Below are 22,054 nucleotides of genomic sequence, written 5' to 3' on the forward strand. Positions count from 1 at the left end.
ACAGGGCCCGAGATAGACGATTGCGCGCCGACCAGCAACGCCGCCTATTCGTCCAGACGCCTGCGATCAGACGGCGACGTTCAGCTTGCGGGCCAGGGATTCGATCTCGTTTCGGACCGAGCCGGTGGACAGGTTCAGCAGATTGGCCATGCCGCGCCGGGCCGCATTCAGGTCCGCCGACAGGATCATCCGCTTGACCGGCCCGACACCGCCCGCCGGCGCCGACAGTCGGGTGAAGCCCAGCACGATCAGGGCGAAGGCCTCCAGCGGCCGCCCCGCCAGCTCGCCGCAGATCGAGACCGGCGTGCCGGTGTCGGCGCAGGCCTTCTGGATGGTCTGGAGCGCCCGCAGGGTCGGCGGCGACAGCGGGTCATAGCGGTCCGACACCAGCGGATTGGTCCGGTCGGCCGCGTACATATACTGGAACAGGTCGTTGGTGCCGATGGAGACGAAATCCGTCAGCGGCAGCAAGGCGTCCAGATGCCACAACAAGGACGGGCATTCGACCATCGCCCCGACGCGCAGCAGGGCGGGCAAGGCGCGCCCGCGACGCCGCGCCCAGGCGCATTCGATATCCACCAGCTCGCGCGCGGCCCGGAACTCGTCCACCGTCGCGATCATCGGGAACATGACGCGCAGCTCGCGCCCGGCCCCCGCCGCCAGCAGCGCCCGAAGCTGCATCCGCAACAGCGACGGCCGATCCAGACCCAAACGGATGGCGCGACGGCCCAGCGCGGGGTTCTCTTCGCGCTCGGCCTCCAGATACGGCAGGACCTTGTCGCCGCCGATGTCCAGGGTGCGGAAGGTGACGGGTTTGTCGCCCGCCGCATCCAGCACCAGCTTGTAGAGCGCCGTCTGGGCGTCCAGCCGGGGCAGTTCGTCCGAGACCATGAACTGGAACTCGGTGCGGAACAGGCCGATGCCCTCGGCGCCCGTCTCGATCATGTTTTCCAGATCGACCGCTAGGCCGGCATTGGTCAGGACCGTGATCCGCTGCCCGTCCAGGGTCACGGCCGGCACGTCGCGCAGCTGGGCGAACTCGGCTTGGCGCTGTTCGCGCACGGCCATGCGCGACTGCACCGCCTCAAGCATGTCGGGGCGGGGACGCAGATAGGTCTCGCCGGTCTCGCCGTCGGCGATGACCATGTCGCCTTCCGACAGCCTGTCGCGCAGGCCCATCAGACGGCCGACGCACGGTATCTGCAGCGCGCGCGCGACGATGGCGGCGTGGCTGGCGGCCGAGCCCTCTTCCAGCAACAGCCCCTTCAGCTTGTCGCGCGGATATTCCAAAAGGTCGGCGGGGCCCAGGTTGCGCGCCACCAGGATGGCGTCGTCGGGCAGTTCGCGCTCGCCCGGCTTGTCGCCCGCCAGCACCCGCAGCAGCCGGTTGGCCAGGTCCTCGAAGTCGTGCAGCCGCTCGCGGATATAGGGGTCGCGCGCCTGGGCGAAGCGGGCGCGGTGTTCATTCCTGACCCGGTCCACCGCCGCCTCGGCCGTCAGACCGTTCCGCACCGCCTCTTCCAGCGACCGGTTCCAGCCCCGGTCGTCGGCGAACATCCGATAGGTTTCCAGCACCTCGAACGACGGACCGGCCAGACCCTGACCCTTGTCCAGCATGACGTCCAGACCGCTCTTCAGCGTGGCCAGCGCCAGCTTCAGCCGCGCCTCCTCCATCGCCGGGTCGTCGGACAGCAGGCGTTCGGGCGCCAGCGGCGCCTCGTGCAGAACCACATGGCCGAAGGCCAGGCCGTCGGCGAACTTCTGGCCCTTCAGCCGTTCGGGCCGGTGCGGCGCCAGCTCCACGTCGCGCAGCTCGTCCAGCGCCAGCAGCTCGCCGGAAGACACCGTTTCGGACAGGACCATGGCGATGGTCTGAATGTCCTCGACCTCTTCCTCGTCATAGCGCCGCTCGGTGCGGTTCTGAACGACGAGGACGCCGATGGCCCGGCCGCCGCGCAGTAGGGGGGCGCCTAGGAAGGCGTGATAGGGGTCTTCGCCCGTCTCGGGACGATAGGAGAAGGAGGGATGCGACGGGGCGTCCGACAGGCTGATGGGCTGGGCCATCCGCGCCACCTCGCCGACCAAGCCCTCGCCGGGCCGCAGCCGGGTGTTGTGCACGGCGTCGGGATTCAGACCCTCGGTGGCGAACAGCTCGAGCTCGCCCGACGCGCGACGCAGATAGATGGAGCAGACTTCGGCGACCATGGACCGGGCGATGATCTTGACGACCATGTTCAGCCGGTCCTGCGCCGGCGTCACGCCCGCGCCGGCCCCGCCCAGAGCCTCGCGGATCTGGCGCAGGAGGATCCGGGGTCCTCTGGTCATCGCGCCGCCTGCCGGCATCATGTCTCCCGCGCCCCGGCGCCTAGGCGCCTTCTGAAATCACCCTATACCGCGTCCAGCCCATATGCCGAATGCAGGGCGCGAACGGCCAGCTCGGCATAGGCGGCGTCGATCAGCACGCTGATCTTGATCTCGGAGGTCGAGATCGCCTGGAACTTCACGCCCTTGTCGGCCAAGGCCTTGAACATGGTCTGGGCGACGCCCGCATGGCTGCGCATGCCCACGCCGACGACCGAAACCTTGGCCACGTCCTCGTCGACGCGGATTTCCTCGAAGCCGAGCTGCTCCTTGGCGGCGGTCATCAGGTCGGCGGCGCGCACGGCGTCGCGACGGCCGGTCGTGAAGGTCAGGTTGACGGTTCCGGCGGTGCGCGACTGACTCTGCACGATCATGTCGACGTTGACGTTGGCCTCGGCCAGGCGCGTGAAGACGTCGGCGGGGGCGTCCACCCGGTCGGACAGGCCCAGCAGGGTGATGCGGGCCTCGTCACGGCTCATGGTCACACCGGACACGATACGTTTTTCCACGATCTCCTCCTCGTCGCAGATCAGGGTTCCACCCTTGTCGGGCATGACGCCATTCGCGTCGGGTTCGATAAAGCTTGAAAGGACGCGGACCGGGATCTGTTTGGCCATGGCCAGCTCGACCGAGCGGGTCTGCAGCACCTTGGCGCCCAGGGACGCCATTTCCAGCATCTCTTCGTAGGACACCTTGGCCAGACGGCGCGCACGGTTCTCGATGCGCGGATCGGTCGTATAGACGCCGTCCACGTCGGTATAGATGTCGCAGGGGCAGCCCAGGGCCGCCGCCACGGCGACCGCTGAGGTGTCCGAACCGCCGCGCCCCAGGGTCGTGATCTTGCCGTCCGACGTCACGCCCTGGAAGCCGGGCACGATGGCGATCTCGCCGGCGTCGACCGCGGCGCCCAGTTTTTCGCCAGGAATGTCGATGATGCGGGCGCGGGCGTGGGCGTCGTCGGTCAGGATCGGCACCTGCCAGCCCATCCACGAGCGCGCGTTGAAGCCCATGTTGCGCAGCGTCGCGGCCAGCAGGCCCGAGGTCACCTGTTCGCCCGAGGCGACCACCACGTCGTATTCGTCGTCGCTGAGCGGCAGACCCGCAGCGGCCGGTCCGGCGCCGTCGGTCCAGGCGACCAGTTCGTTGGTCTTGCCCGCCATGGCGGAGACGACGACGGCGACCTGTTTGCCCGCCGACACTTCGGCCGCGACGATCCGCGCCGCACGGCGAATGCGTTCGAGGTCGCCCATTGAGGTGCCGCCGAACTTCATCACCAGTCGTGTCGTATCGGGCCGCGTCATCGTGGCGTTCCGCCCCCTGCTTGCGTGAAAGGGCGCGAAGGTTCATCCCTCGCGTCATGACCGCTTCTAACGGCGCCGCTCCGTCTCGCCTACCCCAACAGGGGCATGGTTTTTCGCAAAATTCGCCCGAAACGGCGTTCGGCGCATCGATCGACCCCGCCGACGTGGCGCGCTTCTCGGCCCAGGCGGCCGAATGGTGGGACGCGCACGGGCCGTTCGCGCCGCTGCACCGCTTCAACCCGGCGCGGTTGGCCTTGATCCGCGAACAGCTTTGCACGCGGCTGGGCCGCGACCCCAAGGCGCGGGCGCCCTTCGAAGGTCTGACACTGCTGGACGTGGGGTGCGGCGGCGGACTGATCGCCGAGCCGATGCGGCGGATGGGCTTTGACGTCACCGCCATCGACGCCTCGTCCGAGAACATCGGCACGGCCCGCGCCCACGCCGACATGGTCGGCCTGGATATCGCCTATCGCGCCGCCACGGTCGAACAGATCGAGGCGGAAGGGGCGGGGCCGTTCGACGTGGTCCTGACGATGGAGGTGATCGAACACGTCGCCGATCCCGAGGGCTTCGTGCGCGCCTGTTCGCGCCTGGTCCGGCCGGGCGGGGTGATGATGGTCGCCACCCTGAACCGCACGCTGAAGTCGCTGGCCCTGGGCAAGGTGGCGGCGGAATACATCCTGCGCTGGGTTCCGGCCGGCACCCACGACTGGCGCCAGTTCCTGAAGCCCGAGGAAATCCGCACGATGCTGGCCGCCGAACCAGTGACGGTCGAGGGGCCCTACGGCCTGAACTACGACCCGCTTCAGGACCGATGGCGCCAGACCGACGATGCGGGCATCAACTACATGATGGTCGCCACGCGCAGCGCCGCCTGACATGCAAAAGGCCGCCCCGAAGGGCGGCCTTTCTTTCTTTCTGATTAGGCTTTGCCCCTAGACCTTCGAAGCCCGGCCGCGCGTCCAGGCGTACAGGCCGAACACCGCGACGGCGAAGCTGACGATGCCTGCCAGCATGGCCGGCCAGGCGGAACCCTCGGGCAGCATGGCGAAGGGCGCGTCGTCCCGGGTCGCCACGATCACCCCGGCGGTGAAGACGCCGAACAGGCTTTCACCCACGATCAGGCCCGAGGCCAGCAGCACGCCCATCCGACGCGCCACGTCGGCATAGCGGGTGGACGAGACCGCCTTGTCGTAGATCCAGCCGGCGACGGCGCCGATGACCAGCATGGTCGTCACCGCAGCCGGCAGATAGAAGCCGATGCCGACGGCCAGCGGCGGCAGCTTGACCTTGCCCTTGGTCGCCTTCGACACGACCGCGTCCAGCACGATGATGACCACGCCGATCGCGGCACCCAGACCGATCAGGTCCCAGCGCAGATCGCCGCCGATGACGCCGCGCGCCAGGGCCGAGATCAGGGTGGCTTGCGGGGCGGCAAGGGTCTTGGCGCCTTCCACGATGGCGGGCGGGCCGCCTTCGAAGCCGAAGGCCTGGTTCAGCAGGTTCAGGATGAAGGGGATCACCAGGGCGCCGGCGCCGACGCCGACGATCAGCGCCACCTGCTGGCGCCACGGCGTTGCCTCGACCAGCTGGCCGGTCTTCAGGTCCTGAAGGTTGTCATTGGCGATGACGGCGACGGCGAAGACCACCGCCGTCACGATCAGGGCGAAGGCGATGATCGACGGATCGGCCGGCACGCCGGCGACGGCCATGACGCCCAGCATCAGCAGCGAGGCGATGACGATGGCCAGAATGCCGACGCCCGACACGGGGCTGTTCGACGAACCGATCAGACCGGCCATGTACCCGCAGATGGCCGCCACGGCGAAACCGATCAGCACCACATAGACCAGGCCGCCGATCACCAGAAGCGGCGTCGAGCCCGCCAAGGCCGGGGCGCTCTGGGCGAACCAAGCCAGAAGGCCGGCGATGCCGACCAGGCAGGCGACCGAAACGCCGCCCATCAATTTGATGGGCAGGTCCTGTTCGGTGCGCTCAAGCACTTCGCCGTGGGCGCGTTTGGCGTTGGCGGCCAGCGCCGAGGTCAGGCCGCCGATCAGCGGACCGGCCAGTTTGATCAGGGTCCAGATGGCTGCGACGCCGATGACGCCCGCGCCCATGAACCGCACCTCGCGCGCCCAGACGGTGGTCGCCAGCTCCTCTGCGCCTACGCCGGCGGGCAGGGTCGAGGCGATCGACGGGATGCCGTGCGCCGTCAGCCAGGCGACGGTGTCCGGGCTGGTCAGGATTGGCACGGCGATGGCCCAGGCCAGCACCAGGCCGAACAGCTGAGCCAGACCGACCGTCAGGCCGATCAGGTGACCGGCGCCCAGCAGGGCGAACTGCATGCCAAAGCCCATGCCCGTGGCCCCGCCGCCCAGCGCGGCCGGCAGCTTGAAGAACTTGGCCGCCTCGCCCGCAAAGACCCGACCCGCGACCAGCAGGGCGTAACCGGCCGACACCACGGCGCCGGCGACCACGACCCACAGGCCCGACTTGTTCTCGCGCACCGCGCTTTCGGTCTGTTCGGCCCCGCGCGAGCCGACCTTCAGCACCTCGGCGGCGGCGACGCCTTCGGGGTAGGGCAGGCCGCCGCCCGTGACCAGCGCCCGGCGCAGCGGGATCGAGAAGGTCACGCCCAGCACGCCGCCCAGGATGCAGATCGCCACCGACTGCCAGAACGGAAACTCCAGCCACCAGCCGATCATCACCAGGCCCGGCAGGACGAAGATGATCGAGCTCATGGCCCCGCCGACCGAGGCCACGGTCTGGACGGTCATATTCTCCCAGATGGTCGAGGTGCGGAACGCCCGCAGCACCGCCATCGAGATCACCGCCGCCGGAATGGCCGAGGCGAAGGTCAGGCCGACCAGCAGGCCCAGATAGGTGTTGGCGGCGGTGAAGATCACCGCCAGCAGGCAGCCCAGCACCAGGGCGCGGAGCGTAAGTTCTAGCCGGCCCTTCGGGGCGGCGGCGGCGTCTGTCATATGCGCGGTCCCACGTTTGCGCGGACGTAAGCGCATTCTGTCGCAGGCGGCAACTGGTCGCGGTCAGATGCGAGCGCCCCCGCCGCTTGGCCCCGCGACCCTGACGGGCTAGGACCGGCCCATGCCCGAACTTCCCGAGGTCGAAACCGTCCGACGCGGCCTGACGCCGGTGCTGGAGAGCGCGCGGCTCTCGCGGGTCCGGATCAACCGGCCCGACCTGCGATTTCCCTTCCCCGCGCGGTTCGTCGAACGACTGGAGGGGGCGACGGTCCTGCGGGTGGACCGGCGGGCCAAATATCTGCTCATGCCGCTCTCGACCGGCGAGACCTGGATCACCCACCTGGGCATGACCGGCCGGTTCACTCTGGACGGCACCCTGCTGGGCGAGTTCGAGGAGGCCGCGCCGATCGCCGGCAAGCACGAACATTTCAGCGGCTGCGCCATCCGCGATAGGGCGGCGACCCGCATCGGGTACGCCGACGCGCGCCGGTTCGGCTTCATGGGCCTGATCTCCACCGATCAGATCGAGACCCATCCCTGGTTCGCCGGCCTGGGGCCAGAGCCGCTGGGCAACGGCTTTTCCGGCGCCCATCTGGTCGAGGCCTTCGCCGGCAAGAAGCAGAACATCAAGGTCAGTCTGCTGGATCAGCGGATCGTCGCCGGTCTGGGCAATATCTATGTGTGCGAGGCCCTGTACCGCGCCCGCATCTCGCCCCTGGTCGCGGCCGGATCGGTGTCGAAGGCCCGGCTGGAGCGTCTGGCGACCGAGGTCCGCAATGTGCTGAACGACGCCATCGAGGCGGGCGGCTCGACCCTGCGCGACTTCGCCAACGCCGAGGGCGGCCAGGGCTATTTCCAGCACCGCTTCGACGTCTATAGCCGCGAGGGCGAGCCTTGCCGTGGTGAGAAATGCACCGGCGTGGTCGCCCGCATCGTCCAGGGCGGCCGCTCCACCTTCTACTGCCCCTCCTGCCAGAAACGATAGGCCCATGAGCGAACGCATCTGCCTGTTGCGCGGCGTCAATGTGGGCGGGGTTAAGGTCCCGATGGCCGAGCTGAAGGCCATCGCCGTCGAGGCCGGTTTCGCCAACCCGCGCACCCTGCTGGCCAGCGGCAATCTGGTGATCGAGAGCGACGCCGACCCAACCGATGTCGAGGCTCAGCTGGAAGAAGGCATCGCCGCCCACTTCGGTCGCCCCATCGAGGTGATCGTGCGCACGCCGCCGCAATGGGCGGCGCTGATGGCCGCCAATCCGTTCGCGGATCAGGCCAGGATCGACAGCTCCAAACTGCTGGTCATGGTGATGAAGGCCGGGATCAAGGACGGGGCGGTCGAGGCCCTGCGCGGCTTCGCGGCCGGCGCCGAGCGAGTCGAGCCGGTCGGCGGAGACCTGTTTTTCTGGCACCCCGACGGCCTGGGCCGCTCGAAGATGGCGGAAAAGGCCCAGCCGCGCCTGATCGGCGTCGGCACCGGCCGCAACTGGAACACAGTGCGGAAACTGGCCGCCATGGTCGGGCTGGAGGACTGAACGATGCGCAAAATCCACCTGTGGATCAGTCTGATCGTCGGCGTCCTGGTCTGGGGCGCCTATTTCGTCCACTTCGTCCAGGGTTTGCGCGCCGGCGATCTCGGCGACCTGATCTGGTGGTTCGTCGCCGCCCTGGTCGTCGCCGCCGTCGCCGAGGCCGCCGCCACCGGCCTGATCGCGCGTCTGTTGCGCCGTCGCGCCCGCGTGCTGGACGAGGGGCCGACGCTTCAGGCGGCGCTGAAGGCGGGCCATATCGCCCTGATGCTGCTGGTGGGCCTGGTCCTGATCTCGGCGCTGGTCCTGGCCCTGTCGTCCGTCTTCGGCTGGACGCTGGACCTGTCGGGCGCGCGGGGTCAGGTGATCGCCGCCAATCTTCTGCTGGGCATGGTCGTCGTGGTCGAACTGGTCCGCGCCGCCCTGACCTTGGCGCTGATGCCCCGACGATAGCGCCTGCGCTAGCGGGCCCCGCCGCGCGCCTGTATGACCGCCGTCAAAGGAGACCAACCATGGCCGACGCCTATTCCAACCTGCTGATCGAACGCCACGCCGACGGCTATGCGGTGGTGACCCTGAACCGGCCCGAGGCTCTGAACGCGCTGAACGCGGCCCTGTTCAAGGATCTGGCCGACTTCCTGGACAGCGTCGAGCATGACGACAGCGTGCGCTGCCTGATCCTGACCGGCGCGGGCGAAAAGGCCTTCGCCGCCGGCGCCGACATCAAGGAGATGGCGGACCAGACCTATGCCCAGATGTACACGGGCAACTATTTCGCCCTCGGTCACGACCGCATCACCCGGTTCAGAAAGCCGATCATCGCCGCGGTGAACGGCTTCGCCCTGGGCGGCGGCTGCGAACTGGCCATGCTGTGCGACTTCATCGTCGCCTCGGACAAGGCGAAGTTCGGCCAGCCCGAGATCAACCTGGGCGTCGCGCCGGGCATCGGCGGGTCCCAGCGCCTGACCCGACTGGTGGGCAAGTCCAAGGCCATGGACATGGTCCTGACCGCCCGGATGATGGATGCGGCGGAAGCGGAACGCGCCGGCCTGGCCTCGCGCGTCTTCCCGCACGACACCCTGCTGGACGAAACGCGCAAGATCGCCGCCAAAATCGCCTCGCAAAGCCCGCTGGCGATCATTGCCAATAAGGAGATGGTCAACGCCGCGCTGGAGACGACCTTGACGCAAGGAGTCCAGTTCGAACGCCGCCTGTTCCACTCCCTGTTCGCCTTCGAGGACCAGAAGGAAGGCATGTCCGCCTTCGTCGAAAAGCGCAAACCCGAGTTCAAGGGGCGATAGGTCGCACGCACGCGTCAACCGATCGCCGTGATCGGGCGTTAGGGGCGGATGATGATCCGCCTTCTCGCCTCGCTGCTTGCAACCCTGTTCGTCCTCGCCCCGGTCGCCGTCCAGGCCAAGGTGCAGTCACAGGCCGCCCCGGCCTTCAGCTCCAACCGCATCATCGTCGAGACGCGCGGGCGGGGGCCGGACATCATCTTCATCCCCGGCCTGGGTTCGACCGGCTCGGCCTGGCGCTCGACGGCGGATCGGCTCGATAACCGCTACCGGGTGCATCTGGTCACCCTGCGCGGCTTCGGCGAGACCCAGATCGGCGACAATGTCAGCGGCGGTCTGGCCGGCCCCGCCGCCAGCGAGATCGAACGCTACATCCGCGAGCAGCGCATCGACCGGCCCGCCGTGATCGGCCATTCTCTGGGCGGCCAGATCGCCCTGCGCGTCGCCGCCGATATGGGCGACCGGATCGGGCGCGTCATGGTGGTCGATTCCTCGCCCTTCTTCCCGTCCCTGATCGACGCGCGCACCACATCGGATCAGGTCGAGCCCCTGGCCCGGCTGGGCTATCAGGCCCTGCTCCTGTTCGGCGATCAGGCGCTGAACTCCCAGGTCGCGGCCTTCGGCGTGGACATGGGTCTGGCCGGCGACATGGTGTTCGAGGGGCTGGGACTTCAGGGCGGCGACCGGCGCGTCCTGGCCCAAGGCCTGTATGAAGCCCTGACCGTCGATCTGCGTCCCCGCCTGTCTGAGATCACCGCCCCGGTCACCGTCGTCTATGGCTGGACCCGCGATCCCGACGCGCCGCGCAACCGGCTGGAAGGCCTGTATCGCTACGGCTTCGAAGGCTTGCCGCGCACGGCCCGGTTCGAGCGGATCGAAGGCGCCGAACACCAGGTGATGATGCAGCAGCCGCAGCGGTTTCTAGCGGCGGTGCAGCGGTTCCTGAGCTGACGCTCAATCCTTCAGCGCATCCACGACCACGCCCTCGGTCAGCAGTTGCGGCAGGATTTCCGGCTCGGCTCGACCCGGTCGATACAGCAGATACAGCGGCACGCCCGAACGCCCATGCGCCTGAAGCTCGCGGGTGATGGCGTCGTCGCGCCGGGTCCAGTCGCCGACCAGATAGGCGGCGTTCGCCTCGCGCATCGCCTTGGCGACACGGGGCGAAGACAAGGCCGCGCGTTCGTTGATCTTGCACGTCACGCACCAGTCGGCTGTCAGATTGACCAGCACGGGGCGTCCCGACGTGGTCGCTGCCTTCACCGCCGCCGCCGACCAGGGCTGGGTCGCCAAGGGGCCGCTGTCGCCTTGCGGCGTGGCGTCCATATCTCGCGCCGCACCGGCCGCAACGCCTGCCAGGCCCAGCGCCAGAACGCCGATGACGATCGCGCAGATCGTGGTCAGCATCGACCGTTCATCACGCTGGCGCGCCGCTTGCGCCAGACCCGTCAACCAGGCCGCCAGGGCCAGCAGCAGCGCCGCCGTCAGCAGCAGGCCCAGGGCGTCGACGCCGCCCTGTCGCGTGAACACCCACAGCAGCCACAGCGCCGCCCCATACATGGGAAAGGCCAGAAGACCCTTCAGCCGCTCCATCCAGACGCCGGGTCGCGGCAGGCGCGACAGCAGGCCGGGCGACAGGCTGACCGCCAGATAGGGCAGGGCCAGACCCAGCCCCAGCATCAGGAACACGGCCAGCGCCATCGGCCAGGGCAGGACCAGGGCCGCCCCGAGCGCTGCGGCCATGAAGGGCGCGGTGCAGGGCGCTGCGACCACCACGGCCAGAACTCCGGTGAAGAAGGCGCCTACCGCACCGGGCAGGCGCGACAGGGGGCCGGACCCCGCGTTCTGCAATCCGGCGCCCACATGGAAGACTCCCGACAGGTTCAGCCCGACCAGCAGCATGACCAGGGCCAGGGCCGCGACCACGCCCGGCGACTGAAGCTGGAAACCCCAGCCGATCGCCTGACCCGCCGCCCTCAGCGCCAGCAGGGCGCCGGCCAGAACCAGGAAGCTGACCAGCACCCCGGCGGTGAAGGCCAGGCCGTCGCGCCGCGCCCGCGCCGGATCATGCGCCGCCGCCGACAGCGACGCCGCCTTCATCGCCAGAACCGGGAAGACGCACGGCATCAGGTTCAGCACCAGCCCGCCCAACAGCGCCAGACCCAGCGTCTGAAGGAAGACCAGAGCGCCGGTTCTCGCCGGCGTGGGCGTGGTCTCGTCCAGCGGCTTCAGCGCCGCGCCGCCTTGGGCGCCCGCCAGAGGCGCGCCCGGCTCCGCCGTGACCTCCCAGGCGCCCTTGTCGGTGGCCAGGACCCCGCTCAGCGCCGTCTGCGTGGCATCCTTGCCGGCCGTCAGCGTCAGGGTCAGGCCGTTCGGTCCCCGCTGGCCCGACTGGGTCGCCGCATGGTCGATGCGCCCGCCGTCGAAAGGATAGAAATAGACCTGTCCGATGTCGGCCCCAATCAGCGGCCCGCCGGTGGCGGTCAGAATCAGTTGGCCGCCCTGACGCGTGACGCGCGCCTCGATCCCGGCCGGGCGCGGCGCGGTTTCGACCAGCCGCTCGATCTCTTCACCCCAGGGTTTGGCCAGCGGCGCTGCGCCCTCGCGCACCGGCAGGGCCAGCGACAGGGTCATCGGCTCGGGCACGCACATCTGGTCGCTGCACACCAGGAACAGCACATCCGTCGTCAGGGTCAGCACTTCGCCCGGCCGCGCCGTGGGCGGCACATGGATCGGCACGGGCAAGAGCACCGCGCCCGAATAGCCGTAATTCATCAGGCTCATCAGCCGCTGGCGGCTGGGCAGGGGCCACAGGATCGGATCGGCGGTCACCCCGGCGGGCAGGGTCCAGATCAGGCTGGTCGCACCGCCGCTGTCGCCCGGATTGCGCCAATAGGTGTGCCAGCCGGGCGCGATCTTCTGGCGCACCGCCACAACGGTCGTCGAACCGGGCGCGACCCATTGCGACATCGGGACCAGTTCGGCCTCGATCCGCTCGGTCCGCTGCGGCCCGAAGGCGACGACGCCCGTGGGCTGGGCCTGCACCGGCTGGGCGACGGCCGCCGAAACGCCCGTCAAACTGAACAGCAGGCCGAGGAGAAGGGCGAAGAGGCGCAAACGCGTGTTCCGGCAGGCGAGGGGAGCGCCGCAACCTAATGCGTCACGCGTCCCCGCGCCATCGCTTCGCCCGCCCCCGCGTCGATCAGCGCGGATAGGCCTCGTAGATCACTTCCGCGCGGCGCCGCAGCGGTTCGTCATTGCCGGCTGCCGTTGTGGCGCCCGCATCGCCTGCGGCGTTCAGCTCGAAGATCGGCGCGGGCATGCCCGCCTGAGTCAGCGCCTCGACCACGGTCCGCGCGCGCCGCTGCGACAAGTTCAGATTGGCTTCGGGCGTTCCCGTGGCGTCGGCCAGGCCCACCACGCGCACCTTGCGCACGTCGCAATCCTTCGCCTTGGTCGCCGCCGCCTTCAGCACCATCGCCGCCGGCTCGGTCAGCCGCGCCTGGTTTTCCAGGAAATAGATATCGAACCGCCCCGGCGCGCACAGCGATTCGCCCACCACCAGCGCCTCGCGCTTGGGCATCGGCGCGCACGCCGCCAGCACACCCATGGCCGCCACAGCCAGACCCATCGATCGCTTCATTTCAGCCCTCCTCCGGCTCGGCCGGCCCATTACGCAAAAGAGGCGGCCCGTCGTCCGACAGGCCGCCTCTTCAACCTAACGCCGGTCGCGGACCTTCGCGACCGGCATTTGATCACTGATCAATAACGGCGTTGACCGTTGTCCCAGTAGCACTCGTCCTGACGGTTGTCGTAGCAGTAGTAGTAGCGACCTTGGCTGTCGCGGTAGCGCTGCTGGTTGTTGCGGTCCTGGTTGGAACCGCGGATGGCGCCGGCCGTGCCGCCCAGGGCGCCGCCAATCAGGGCGCCGGTCGCAGCGTTGCCGCCGCCGACGTTGTTGCCGATGATGGCGCCGGCGACGGCGCCCAGGCCGGCGCCGACGGCGCCTTGGCGGACGGTTTCGTTCGAGCCATTGTTATAGCCGTACGGGTCGCTGGCGCAGGCCGAAGCCAGCAGGCCGGCGCCGGCAATCGCGATAATCGCCTTTTTCATTGTGAATTCCTTTGTCCCTGGGTGTTGGCCCCTGTGGGCAGCAAACGTGTCCTCGCGGCATAGGTTCCGCGTCGGCAAACCGTATCGGCAAATATGGTGACGCTTGGGCGGAACGACGGCGCGTGCGGGGCGTTCGGCCGCCATGACCGACGTCGCCCAACCCCCCTGCGATGCAGACGACAAAACTGCGTTGACGCCACACGCCCAGATCCGGCACGCCGTGATGCTGGTCAATCCGCTGTCCGGAAGCGTGGGCCCACGCGCCGCCGGCGAGGCCGAAGCCCTGTTGGGGCAGTATGATCTCAAGGCCGAGGTCGTATCGTTCGAAGGGGGCAACTTCGACCAGATCATCGCCGACGCCTTCGCCGCCAAGCCTGACGTGATCTTCGTTCTGGCCGGCGACGGCACGGCGCGCTCGGTCGCGTCGAAGGCCAAGCCGGACGGTCCGATGATCGCGCCTCTGCCGGGCGGCACGATGAACATGTTGCCCAAGGCGCTTTACGGCACCGCCGACTGGAAGCTGGCGCTGAAGCGGGCGCTGGAGGAGGGCGAGCCTCAGGCCGTTTCCGGCGGCGAGGTTCAGGGCGAATACTTCTATTGCGCCGCCATTCTGGGATCGCCCGCGCTGTGGGCCCCGGCGCGCGAGGCGATGCGGACCGGCAAGATCAAGCTGGCCTGGCAATATGGCCGTCGCGCCCTGAAACGCGCCTTCTCGGGTCGCCTGCGCTTCACCCTGGATGGCGGCGAGAAACGCCGGACCGAGGCGCTGGTGCTGATCAGCCCGATGATCTCCAAGGCGATGGAGGATCCCATCGGACTGGAGGCCGCGGCCATGGACCCCAGCGACACGACCCAGGCCTTCCGCCTGGCCGCGACGGCGCTGTTCAGCGACTGGCGTCAGGACCCGGCCGTCTCGACCCGCCCGGCGAAACGGATCGACGTCCGCGCCCGCTCCAAGATTCCGGCCGTCATCGACGGCGAGCCGCTGCTGCTCAAGCCCGAGGCCGTGATCCGTTTCGTGCCCAAGGCTTTCAAGGCGCTGGCGCCCAAGCCGCCCTCGGCCGAGGACAGCATCTGATGGGACGCGTTCTTCAGTTCTCCGACGTCCATTTCGGCTGCGAGCACAAACGCGCCTGCGCCGCCGCTCTGGAATACGCCCACGCCACGCCGAACGATCTGGTTCTGATCACCGGCGACATCACCCAGAAGGGGTTTCCCGACGAGTTCAAGGCCGCCGGCGAATGGATGCGGGCCATGCCCGAGCCGCGCTTCGTCATCGTCGGCAATCACGACGTGCCCTATTGGGACGCCATCGCGCGGGTGTTCCATCCCTGGCGGGCGTTCGAGACGGCGACCGGCTTTCCGGCCCACGACGGCCAGTTCTGCAGCGATGCGGTCATGGTGCGCGGCGTCGTCACCGCGCGCGGCTGGCAGGCGCGGCCCAACTGGTCCAAGGGCGTGATCGATCTGGATCAGACGCGGCGTGCGGCCGAGGCCCTGCGTCAGGCGCCGATCGGCGCGCTGCGAATCCTGGCCTGCCACCATCCGCTGATCGAGATGGTGGGCACGCCGATGACCGGCGACGTCAAGCGCGGCGACGAGGCGGCCCTGATCTTCGCCGAGGCGGGCGTCGATCTGATCATGACCGGCCACGTCCATGTGCCGTTCGCCATGCCGATCCCGCTGGCGGATCGTTGCTCCTACGCCGTCGGCTGCGGGACGCTGTCGCACCGCGAGCGCGGCGCGCCGCCCGGCTTCAACCAGATCGACTGGGACGCCAAGACCATCACCGTGACGGCCCTGGCCTGGGATGGAACCAGCTATCGCTCGCACCAGGTCTGGCGCCTGCCGCGCCGTCAGGATACCCGCAAGGCGAACACCGCGCCCAGCCCGGTCGAGCCGGGCGCCTTGGAGAAGGCGGCGGTCTAGAGACCTCAGATCGGTCTCCTCCCTGCGAAGCGGGGAGGTGGCTCGAAGCGTAGCGGAGAGACGGAGGGATTCTTTCCCGCATCGCAGCCGTCGGTGGGACTTCAACAACCCCTCCACCGCTTCGCGGTCCCCCTCCCCACGCTGTGGGGAGGAGACTTTCTCGCCTACCGGAACGGCGGCTCGTCGAAGGCGCGCAGTTTGCGTGAGTGCAGCTTGGATCCTTCGCTGCGCATCAGGTCCACCGCCTGAATGCCGATCTGCAGGTGTTCGGAGATCGAACCTTCGTAGAAGCGGTTGGCCTGACCCGGCAATTTGATCTCGCCGTGCAGCGGCTTGTCCGAGACGCAGAGCAGCGTGCCGTAGGGCACGCGGAAGCGATAGCCCTGGGCCGCGATGGTGGCGCTTTCCATGTCGATGGCGACGGCTCTGGACTGGTTGAAGCGCAGGGCCGATTTGGAGTAGCGCAGCTCCCAGTTCCGGTCGTCGGTGGTGACGACGGTGCCGGTGCGCAGGCGCAGCTTGACCTCGTCGCCGGGCATGCCGCTGACCGACTTGGTGGCGTCATAGAGCGCGCGCTGGACCTCGGCGATCGACGGGATCGGAATGTCGGGCGGCAGCACCGCGTCCAGCACGTGATCGTCGCGCAGATAGGCGTGAGCCAGCACATAGTCGCCGATGGTCTGGCTGGCGCGCAGACCGCCGCAGTGACCGATCATCAGCCAGACATGCGGGCGGGTGACGGCCAGGTGATCCGTGATCGTCTTGGCGTTGGACGGGCCGACGCCGATGTTGACCAGGGTCACGCCCTTATGACCCGGCGCGGTCAGGTGATAGGCCGGCATCTGGTGCTTCTTCCAGGCCGTGTCGCTGATCGCCGCCTCGGGGTTGGGCGTGTCGCGGGTGATCACCACGCCGCCGGCGCAGGACAGGGTCTGATACGGCGAGCCGGGCGTCCGAAGCTGCTCGATGGCCCAGCGCACGAACTCATCGACGTAACGATTGTAGTTGGTGAACAGGACATAGGACTGAACATCGTCCACCGGCGTGCCGGTGTAGTGTTTCAGCCGCGCCAGCGAGAAGTCGGTCCTCAGGCCGTCGAAGTGCGACAGGGGGAAGTCGCCGCCCATTTCGAACAGGCCGTCGGCGATCTCGTCGCCGATATGGGCCAGGTCCGTGGTGGGGAACCAGCGGGCCAGGGCCGCCGTCATCGACCGGTCCAGCGCGACCTCCAGCCCGTCGGTCACATAGGGGAAGGGGATTTCCTGGCGCGAGACTCCGACCTCGAAGGTCGCATTATATTCCTGCTCCAGCAGGCCCAGCTGTTCGGTCAGATAGGGGCGGAACAGGTCGGGTCGCGTGACCGTGGTCGAATAGCTGCCCTGTCTCGACAGCCGGGCGTAGGCGCGCGGCTCCAGGTCCTGGGGGCGATCCCCGTCCCAGCGGATGCGAAGTTCGGGATAGGCGAACACCCCTTCGGCGCGTTTGACCGGATCGGGTCGCGCGCCGGTGTTGACGAAATCCCGCACGGCGTCGCGCAGGTTGGTCACGGATTGGGTGTAGAGGGTTTCGAGGCGGTCCAGCGCCGCCTGTGCTGTCATCTGTTCTGTCATGACTTCCTCTAGCGAAGCTTCGCGGCTTTGGCGAGGCGCCGCCCGTTCAAACCCGATTTCGCTGCATTGCAGCAATTTATGACGCGCGTGCGGTTGCGGATCGGAGCGTGACGGCGCATCTGGCCCGGATGTCTTCTTCCCTTGCGTCAGCGCCCGCCAAGAAGGAGCTCGGCTTCGTCGAGTTCGTCTGTCTCATCGCCCTGATGATGGCGCTGAATGCGCTGGCGATCGATTCCATGCTTCCGGCCCTGCCGCACATCGGCGCTGATCTGAACGTGGCGACCGACAACGACCGGCAGTGGGTGGTGACGGCCTATCTGCTGGGCTTCGGCGGGGCGCAGCTGTTCTACGGTCCGTTGGCGGATCGGTTCGGCCGAAAGCCCGTCCTGCTGTTCGGCGTCGGCGTCTATGTGATCTTCAGCCTGCTGGCGACCCTGGCGCCGACCTTCGAGACGCTGATCATGGCTCGCGTCGGCCAGGGTCTGGGCAGCGCCTGCACCCGCGTGCTGGCCGTCTCCATCGTGCGCGACCGTTACGAAGGGCGCACCATGGCGCGGGTCATGTCGTTCAGCTTCCTGGTCTTTCTGGGCGTGCCGATCCTGGCGCCGTCGCTGGGTCAGATGATCATGCTGGTCGGGCCGTGGCGCTGGATCTTCGCCGGGCTGGGCCTGATCGGGGTCGGCCTGATCGTCTGGGCGTCGTTGCGTCTGCCCGAGACGCTGAAGCCCGAGGATCGCCTGCCGATCCAGGTCAAGCGGCTGACCTCGGCGTACAGGATCGCCCTGACCGACCGCACGGCCGTCGGCTACACCCTGGCCATGACGGCGATCACCGGGGCCCTGTTCGGCTTCATCAACTCGTCGCAGCAGATCTTCGCCGACGTCTTCCACGCCGAGGCGGCGTTTCCGGCCATCTTCGCCCTGATCGCGGGCGGCATCGCCGTGGCCTCGATCGTCAATGCGCGACTGGTGGTCAAGCTGGGCTCGCGCAGGATTTCGCACACCGCCCTGATCGGCTTCACCAGCATCGCGGCCATCCATGCGGTGGTGGCGATCAGCGGCCATGAATCGATCTGGACCTTTGCGGTGCTGCAGACCCTGACCATGTTCTGTTTCGGCCTGATCGCGGGCAATTTCGGATCGATGGCGATGGAGACGATGGGCAAGATCGCGGGCACCGCCGCCTCGATCCAGGGTTTCGTCTCCACCATCGTCGGCTCGCTGCTGGGCTTTGCGGTGGGCCAACAGTTCAACGGCACCACCATTCCGATGTCGGTCGGCTTCACTGTCTTCGGCTTGGTCGCCCTGGGCTGGGTGCTGTTCGCCGAACGGGGACGGCTGTTCCGGGCCCATCACGCGCCGGTCGCCGCCAAGGCTTGATCTTTTTCGCGTTTCCGCGCGTTCTCCGGGCCAATCGTCAAGATCAGCCCAGGAAAACCTCGATGACGCTGAAAGCGCTCGGTCTCGTCTCCGCCTTCGCCCTGGCCGCCGCCATGGGTCTGAGCGCCTGCTCCACAACGACGGGAGGGTCGGCCATGACCCCGCCCGCCATCGCCCCGGCGCCCGGTCCCGAAGCGGTGGACGTCCACACCCACGCCCGGCCCGAGATCGCCCGCGTCGTCGATGTGGCCCTGGACCTGACCGCCGACTTCAACGCCAAGACCCTGGCGGGCACGGCGACACTGGACATCCTGGCGATCCCGGGCGCCAACGAGATCGTGCTGGATATCCGCGACCTGGACATTCAGGACGTGCGCGACGCGGCGGGCCAGCCGCTGCGCTATGTCGTCGGCGACAACGACCCGATCCTGGGCCAGCCGCTGACGGTCTATTTCCCGGCCTTCGCCGCCGATGAGCGGCGCAAGATCACCATCCGCTATTCCACCCGCCCGAACGCGGCGGCGCTGCAATGGCTGAACCCCAGCCAGACGGCGGGCGGACAGAAGCCCTATCTGTTCAGCCAGGGCCAGGCGATCCTGACCCGCACCTGGGTGCCGACCCAGGACAGCCCCGGCATCCGCCAGACCTATTCGGCCCGCATCACCGCGCCCGAAGACCTGACGGTGGTCATGAGCGCCGACCATCTGACACCAAACGGCGAGCGGGCCGCGAACGGGATGAAGACCTGGCGCTTCCGGATGGACAATCCGATCCCGCCCTATCTGATCGCGCTGGGCGTCGGCGACATCGCCTTTGCGCCGTTCGACGGCCGCACCGGGGTCTGGACCGAGCCCAGCCGCCTGCGCGCCGCCCAATCGGAGCTGGAACCGACCGCCCAGATGGTGTCGGCGGCCGAGAAGCTGTACGGCCCGTATCGCTGGGGCCGCTACGACCTTCTGGTCCTGCCGCCCTCCTTCCCATTCGGCGGGATGGAGAACCCGAAGCTGACCTTCGCCACCCCGACGATTATCGCCGGCGATCGCTCGCTGGTGTCGCTGGTCGCGCACGAACTGGCGCACTCCTGGTCGGGCAATCTGGTCACCAATGCGACCTGGAACGACTTCTGGCTGAACGAGGGCTTCACCGTCTATTTCGAGAACCGGATCATGGAGTCGGTCTATGGTCATGACCGCGCCATGCAGGAGCAGGTGCTCGGTTGGGACAGCCTTCAGGACACGCTGAAGTCCCTGCCGGCGGCGGACACCCGGCTGCATCTGGACCTGAAGGGCCGCGATCCCGACGACGGCATGAACGACATCGCCTATGAGAAGGGCGCCCTGTTCCTGCGGACCATCGAACGCACAGTCGGACGGGATCGGTTCGACGCCTGGCTGCGCGGCTATTTCGACCGCAACGCCTATCGTCCGATGACCACGGCCATGTTCCTTCAGGATATCCGCGACAATCTGATCAAGGGCGACGCGGCGCTGGAAAGCCAGCTGCAGATGGACGCCTGGGTCTATCAGCCCGGCCTGCCGTCCAACGCCGTCGCGCCGGTGTCCCACGCCTTCGAGCCGGTGGACGCGGCCGCCGTCGCCTTCTTCAAGGACAAGGGACCGGCCTCGGCCATTCCGTGGGCGGACTGGAACACCCAGCAGCGGCAGCGCTTCCTGGGCTGGCGTCCCGAGGGCCTGCGGACGGGCGCCGACTGGCTGACGAATGCGCAGCTGGCCGATCTGGAGCGCACGCTGAACCTGGCGAACGAAGGCAACGCCGAACTGACCTTCGCCTGGCTGCAGATCGCCCTGGCGCATCGCTATCAGCCGTCGGTCGCCACGGCCGAGAAGTTCCTGACCAGCCAGGGCCGTCGCAAGTTCGTCCTGCCGCTGTTCCAGACCCTCTGGAACGAGGGCGACTGGGGGCGCGGCAATGCGCGACGCATCTACGCCGAGGCCCGGCCGCTGTATCACCCGGTCACCAGCGGTTCGGTCGATCAGTTGGTCGGACGGCCGTAAGCCTAGAGGTCCACGACCGCCACGCCGGTTTCTTCCGACAGTCGTTCCGCCAGGACGGCGCGGTGGCAGCCGGCGTGGTCGGCCTCGAAGCAGAGCAGGGCGACGGGTTTGTCGGCCGCCAGCGCCTTCAGTCGCTCGTACTCGATCTGCGCCTGGGGTTCGGCCAGGTGATCGGCGAAGATGGCGCGCATCTCGTCGACACGGCCCTTGCGCGCCGCGTCACGTCCCGTCTTGGGCGTGCCAAGCCCGCGCAGGTGGACATAGTCGATCCCTTCGGCCTTCAGGCTCTCGCCCAGGATCGTCTTGGAAAAGCCGGCGCGGCGGGATGCGGCGACCGCGCGGACATCGACCAGGGTTTGCACGCCGGCCGTCTTCAACCGCGCGATGACGTCGGCCTGGGTCGCGCCCTCGTAGCCAATGGTGAAAAGCTTCATCCGCCTCAGATGGGCGGCCGCGCGTCGAACGCCAGCGTGACCGTGAAGGCCCGCGTTGCGGTGCGGCGCCCTATCGTCTATCCCGCCGAAACGGATTTCGACTGGAGCTTTCCCCATGGCTGACCTCGCCCCCGGCGTCGTGACCCTCTTCGGAGGTTCGGGCTTTATCGGGTCGCAGGCGGTGCGCGCCCTGGCGCGTCGCGGCTGGCGCATTCGGGTCGCGGTGCGCAACCCGGTCCTGGCGATCGAGATCCAACCGCTGGGCGATCCCGGACAGATCCAGTTCATGCGCTGCGACATCACCAACCCGGCGGATGTGGCGCAGGCCGTGCGCGGCGCGGACGCCGTCGTCAATCTGGTCGGCGTGCTGCATGACGCAGGCGGCAAGCGCGGCTTCGACGCCGTTCACACCGAGGCGGCCAAGACCATCGCCGAGGCCGCCAAGGCGGCGGGCGTTGAGCGCCTGGTCCAGATCTCCGCCATCGGCGCCGACGCCGCCAGCCCCTCGGCCTATGGTCGCACCAAGGCCCAGGCCGAGGCGGCCGTTCGCGCCGTCTATCCGGATGCGGTGATCCTGCGTCCGTCGCTGGTCTTCGGCGCGGGCGACAGCTTCCTCAATCGCTTCGCCGCCATGGCGACGATGGCGCCGGCCCTGCCGCTGATCGGCGGCGGCGAGACCCGGTTCCAGCCGGTCTATGTCGGCGATGTCGCCGAGGCCATCGCGCGCGGCGTGACCCGCGCGGACGCCGCTGGCCGCACCTACGAACTGGGCGGGCCGAGCCTCTACACCTTCCGCGAGGTGCTGGAGCTGGTGCGTCGCGAGACGGGCCGCGACCGGATGCTGGTTTCGGTGCCCTTCATCGTCGCCAAGCCCCTGGGTTCGCTGCTGCAACTGAGCCGCTTCGTCGGCCTGACCCCGCCGCTGACGCGCGATCAGGTGTTGATGCTGGAGAAGGACAATGTGGTCGCCGCCGATGCGTTCGGCCTCAGCGATCTGGGCATCGACCATCCGGCCGGCATGGCGGCGATCGCCCCGTCCTATCTGTGGCGCTACCGCGTCGGCGGCCAGTTCGCCGAAGCGCCCGCCCACTAAAACCCCTTCCC

Annotated in this window: 19 protein-coding genes; 11 read left to right on the top strand and 8 right to left on the bottom strand. The window is 68.4% G+C overall.

Annotation, left to right across the window (positions count from 1 at the left end; genetic code table 11):
• Positions 1–66: 66 nt before the first annotated feature.
• Together ptsP and ABIB58_RS12560 are read right to left on the bottom strand one after the other, a co-directional pair.
• Entirely contained in the window at positions 67–2,325 is a 2,259-nt protein-coding gene (ptsP, locus tag ABIB58_RS12555; RefSeq protein WP_371275846.1) for a phosphoenolpyruvate--protein phosphotransferase, read from the bottom strand.
• A gap of 62 nt (positions 2,326–2,387) precedes the next feature.
• Positions 2,388–3,662, bottom strand: coding sequence for an aspartate kinase (locus ABIB58_RS12560; RefSeq protein ID WP_354041255.1), 1,275 nt, complete (start codon positions 3,660–3,662; stop codon positions 2,388–2,390).
• Between the two features lie 56 nt (positions 3,663–3,718).
• Here ABIB58_RS12560 and ubiG point away from each other — a divergent pair, with 56 nt between their 5' ends.
• Positions 3,719–4,540, top strand: coding sequence for a bifunctional 2-polyprenyl-6-hydroxyphenol methylase/3-demethylubiquinol 3-O-methyltransferase UbiG (ubiG, locus tag ABIB58_RS12565; RefSeq protein ID WP_354041257.1), 822 nt, complete (start codon positions 3,719–3,721; stop codon positions 4,538–4,540).
• Positions 4,541–4,597: 57 nt separating this feature from the next.
• On the opposite strand, the gene ABIB58_RS12570 is transcribed toward ubiG, so the two are convergent.
• On the bottom strand, positions 4,598–6,649 hold the full coding sequence (locus tag ABIB58_RS12570; RefSeq protein WP_354041259.1) for an OPT family oligopeptide transporter: 2,052 nt from the start codon (positions 6,647–6,649) through the stop codon (positions 4,598–4,600).
• 121 nt (positions 6,650–6,770) lie between these two features.
• Here ABIB58_RS12570 and mutM point away from each other — a divergent pair, with 121 nt between their 5' ends.
• Genes mutM through ABIB58_RS12595 form a run of 5 tightly spaced genes read left to right on the top strand, consistent with a single transcriptional unit; the run spans position 6,771 to position 10,421 of the window.
• Positions 6,771–7,634 carry a bifunctional DNA-formamidopyrimidine glycosylase/DNA-(apurinic or apyrimidinic site) lyase gene (gene mutM / locus ABIB58_RS12575; protein ID WP_045809486.1) on the top strand — a complete coding sequence of 288 codons (864 nt, stop codon included), beginning with the start codon at positions 6,771–6,773 and terminating at the stop codon, positions 7,632–7,634.
• Positions 7,635–7,638: 4 nt separating this feature from the next.
• Complete coding sequence (locus tag ABIB58_RS12580) at positions 7,639–8,178, top strand: DUF1697 domain-containing protein (RefSeq protein WP_045809487.1); 540 nt, start codon at positions 7,639–7,641, stop codon at positions 8,176–8,178.
• A 3-nt stretch (positions 8,179–8,181) separates the two neighbouring features.
• Positions 8,182–8,625 (top strand): hypothetical protein, encoded by a 444-nt coding sequence (locus tag ABIB58_RS12585; RefSeq protein WP_045809488.1) that lies wholly within the window; start codon positions 8,182–8,184, stop codon positions 8,623–8,625.
• A gap of 59 nt (positions 8,626–8,684) precedes the next feature.
• Positions 8,685–9,473 (top strand): enoyl-CoA hydratase-related protein, encoded by a 789-nt coding sequence (locus ABIB58_RS12590; RefSeq protein ID WP_045809489.1) that lies wholly within the window; start codon positions 8,685–8,687, stop codon positions 9,471–9,473.
• Between the two features lie 51 nt (positions 9,474–9,524).
• Entirely contained in the window at positions 9,525–10,421 is an 897-nt protein-coding gene (locus ABIB58_RS12595; RefSeq protein ID WP_354041263.1) for an alpha/beta fold hydrolase, read from the top strand.
• Between the two features lie 3 nt (positions 10,422–10,424).
• Here the strand turns inward: ABIB58_RS12595 and ABIB58_RS12600 are convergent, their stop codons facing one another.
• The 3 genes from ABIB58_RS12600 to ABIB58_RS12610 form a co-directional block, all read right to left on the bottom strand.
• Entirely contained in the window at positions 10,425–12,587 is a 2,163-nt protein-coding gene (locus ABIB58_RS12600; protein WP_354041265.1) for a protein-disulfide reductase DsbD family protein, read from the bottom strand.
• Between the two features lie 85 nt (positions 12,588–12,672).
• Positions 12,673–13,113, bottom strand: coding sequence for an OmpA family protein (locus ABIB58_RS12605; protein ID WP_205196069.1), 441 nt, complete (start codon positions 13,111–13,113; stop codon positions 12,673–12,675).
• 119 nt (positions 13,114–13,232) lie between these two features.
• On the bottom strand, positions 13,233–13,583 hold the full coding sequence (locus ABIB58_RS12610; protein WP_265149985.1) for a YMGG-like glycine zipper-containing protein: 351 nt from the start codon (positions 13,581–13,583) through the stop codon (positions 13,233–13,235).
• A gap of 142 nt (positions 13,584–13,725) precedes the next feature.
• On the opposite strand from ABIB58_RS12610, the gene ABIB58_RS12615 reads away from it, so the two are divergent.
• Both ABIB58_RS12615 and ABIB58_RS12620 read left to right on the top strand, forming a co-directional pair.
• Entirely contained in the window at positions 13,726–14,661 is a 936-nt protein-coding gene (locus ABIB58_RS12615; protein ID WP_265149984.1) for a diacylglycerol/lipid kinase family protein, read from the top strand.
• Entirely contained in the window at positions 14,661–15,512 is an 852-nt protein-coding gene (locus tag ABIB58_RS12620; protein WP_185224356.1) for a metallophosphoesterase family protein, read from the top strand. The genes ABIB58_RS12615 and ABIB58_RS12620 overlap by 1 nt, the downstream gene beginning before the upstream one ends.
• Before the next feature lie 164 nt (positions 15,513–15,676).
• Here ABIB58_RS12620 and ABIB58_RS12625 read toward each other — a convergent pair whose 3' ends face one another.
• Positions 15,677–17,122: an AMP nucleosidase gene (locus ABIB58_RS12625; protein WP_017505461.1), complete on the bottom strand. Its 1,446-nt coding sequence runs from the start codon at positions 17,120–17,122 to the stop codon at positions 15,677–15,679.
• A 128-nt stretch (positions 17,123–17,250) separates the two neighbouring features.
• Between ABIB58_RS12625 and ABIB58_RS12630 the strand changes: the two genes are divergently transcribed.
• Together ABIB58_RS12630 and ABIB58_RS12635 are read left to right on the top strand one after the other, a co-directional pair.
• Entirely contained in the window at positions 17,251–18,501 is a 1,251-nt protein-coding gene (locus ABIB58_RS12630; protein ID WP_354041269.1) for a multidrug effflux MFS transporter, read from the top strand.
• 62 nt (positions 18,502–18,563) lie between these two features.
• Positions 18,564–20,516: a M1 family metallopeptidase gene (locus ABIB58_RS12635; protein WP_354041271.1), complete on the top strand. Its 1,953-nt coding sequence runs from the start codon at positions 18,564–18,566 to the stop codon at positions 20,514–20,516.
• Positions 20,517–20,518: 2 nt separating this feature from the next.
• Here ABIB58_RS12635 and ABIB58_RS12640 read toward each other — a convergent pair whose 3' ends face one another.
• Positions 20,519–20,950, bottom strand: coding sequence for a DUF488 domain-containing protein (locus tag ABIB58_RS12640; protein WP_295173707.1), 432 nt, complete (start codon positions 20,948–20,950; stop codon positions 20,519–20,521).
• Positions 20,951–21,065: 115 nt separating this feature from the next.
• Between ABIB58_RS12640 and ABIB58_RS12645 the strand changes: the two genes are divergently transcribed.
• Complete coding sequence (locus ABIB58_RS12645; RefSeq protein WP_045809496.1) at positions 21,066–22,043, top strand: complex I NDUFA9 subunit family protein; 978 nt, start codon at positions 21,066–21,068, stop codon at positions 22,041–22,043.
• Positions 22,044–22,054 lie beyond the last annotated feature (11 nt).

Source organism: Brevundimonas sp. UYEF29 (genome assembly GCF_040546195.1).
GTDB lineage: Bacteria > Pseudomonadota > Alphaproteobacteria > Caulobacterales > Caulobacteraceae > Brevundimonas > Brevundimonas huaxiensis.

Coding starts and splice junctions, on each gene's coding strand:
- ptsP (WP_371275846.1), bottom strand. CDS start 2,325: ATGACCAGAGGACCCCGGATCCTCCTGCGCCAGATCCGCGAGGCTCTG.
- ABIB58_RS12560 (WP_354041255.1), bottom strand. CDS start 3,662: ATGACGCGGCCCGATACGACACGACTGGTGATGAAGTTCGGCGGCACC.
- ubiG (WP_354041257.1), top strand. CDS start 3,719: ATGACCGCTTCTAACGGCGCCGCTCCGTCTCGCCTACCCCAACAGGGG.
- ABIB58_RS12570 (WP_354041259.1), bottom strand. CDS start 6,649: ATGACAGACGCCGCCGCCGCCCCGAAGGGCCGGCTAGAACTTACGCTC.
- mutM (WP_045809486.1), top strand. CDS start 6,771: ATGCCCGAACTTCCCGAGGTCGAAACCGTCCGACGCGGCCTGACGCCG.
- ABIB58_RS12580 (WP_045809487.1), top strand. CDS start 7,639: ATGAGCGAACGCATCTGCCTGTTGCGCGGCGTCAATGTGGGCGGGGTT.
- ABIB58_RS12585 (WP_045809488.1), top strand. CDS start 8,182: ATGCGCAAAATCCACCTGTGGATCAGTCTGATCGTCGGCGTCCTGGTC.
- ABIB58_RS12590 (WP_045809489.1), top strand. CDS start 8,685: ATGGCCGACGCCTATTCCAACCTGCTGATCGAACGCCACGCCGACGGC.
- ABIB58_RS12595 (WP_354041263.1), top strand. CDS start 9,525: ATGATCCGCCTTCTCGCCTCGCTGCTTGCAACCCTGTTCGTCCTCGCC.
- ABIB58_RS12605 (WP_205196069.1), bottom strand. CDS start 13,113: ATGAAGCGATCGATGGGTCTGGCTGTGGCGGCCATGGGTGTGCTGGCG.
- ABIB58_RS12610 (WP_265149985.1), bottom strand. CDS start 13,583: ATGAAAAAGGCGATTATCGCGATTGCCGGCGCCGGCCTGCTGGCTTCG.
- ABIB58_RS12615 (WP_265149984.1), top strand. CDS start 13,726: ATGACCGACGTCGCCCAACCCCCCTGCGATGCAGACGACAAAACTGCG.
- ABIB58_RS12620 (WP_185224356.1), top strand. CDS start 14,661: ATGGGACGCGTTCTTCAGTTCTCCGACGTCCATTTCGGCTGCGAGCAC.
- ABIB58_RS12625 (WP_017505461.1), bottom strand. CDS start 17,122: ATGACAGAACAGATGACAGCACAGGCGGCGCTGGACCGCCTCGAAACC.
- ABIB58_RS12630 (WP_354041269.1), top strand. CDS start 17,251: ATGTCTTCTTCCCTTGCGTCAGCGCCCGCCAAGAAGGAGCTCGGCTTC.
- ABIB58_RS12635 (WP_354041271.1), top strand. CDS start 18,564: ATGACGCTGAAAGCGCTCGGTCTCGTCTCCGCCTTCGCCCTGGCCGCC.
- ABIB58_RS12640 (WP_295173707.1), bottom strand. CDS start 20,950: ATGAAGCTTTTCACCATTGGCTACGAGGGCGCGACCCAGGCCGACGTC.
- ABIB58_RS12645 (WP_045809496.1), top strand. CDS start 21,066: ATGGCTGACCTCGCCCCCGGCGTCGTGACCCTCTTCGGAGGTTCGGGC.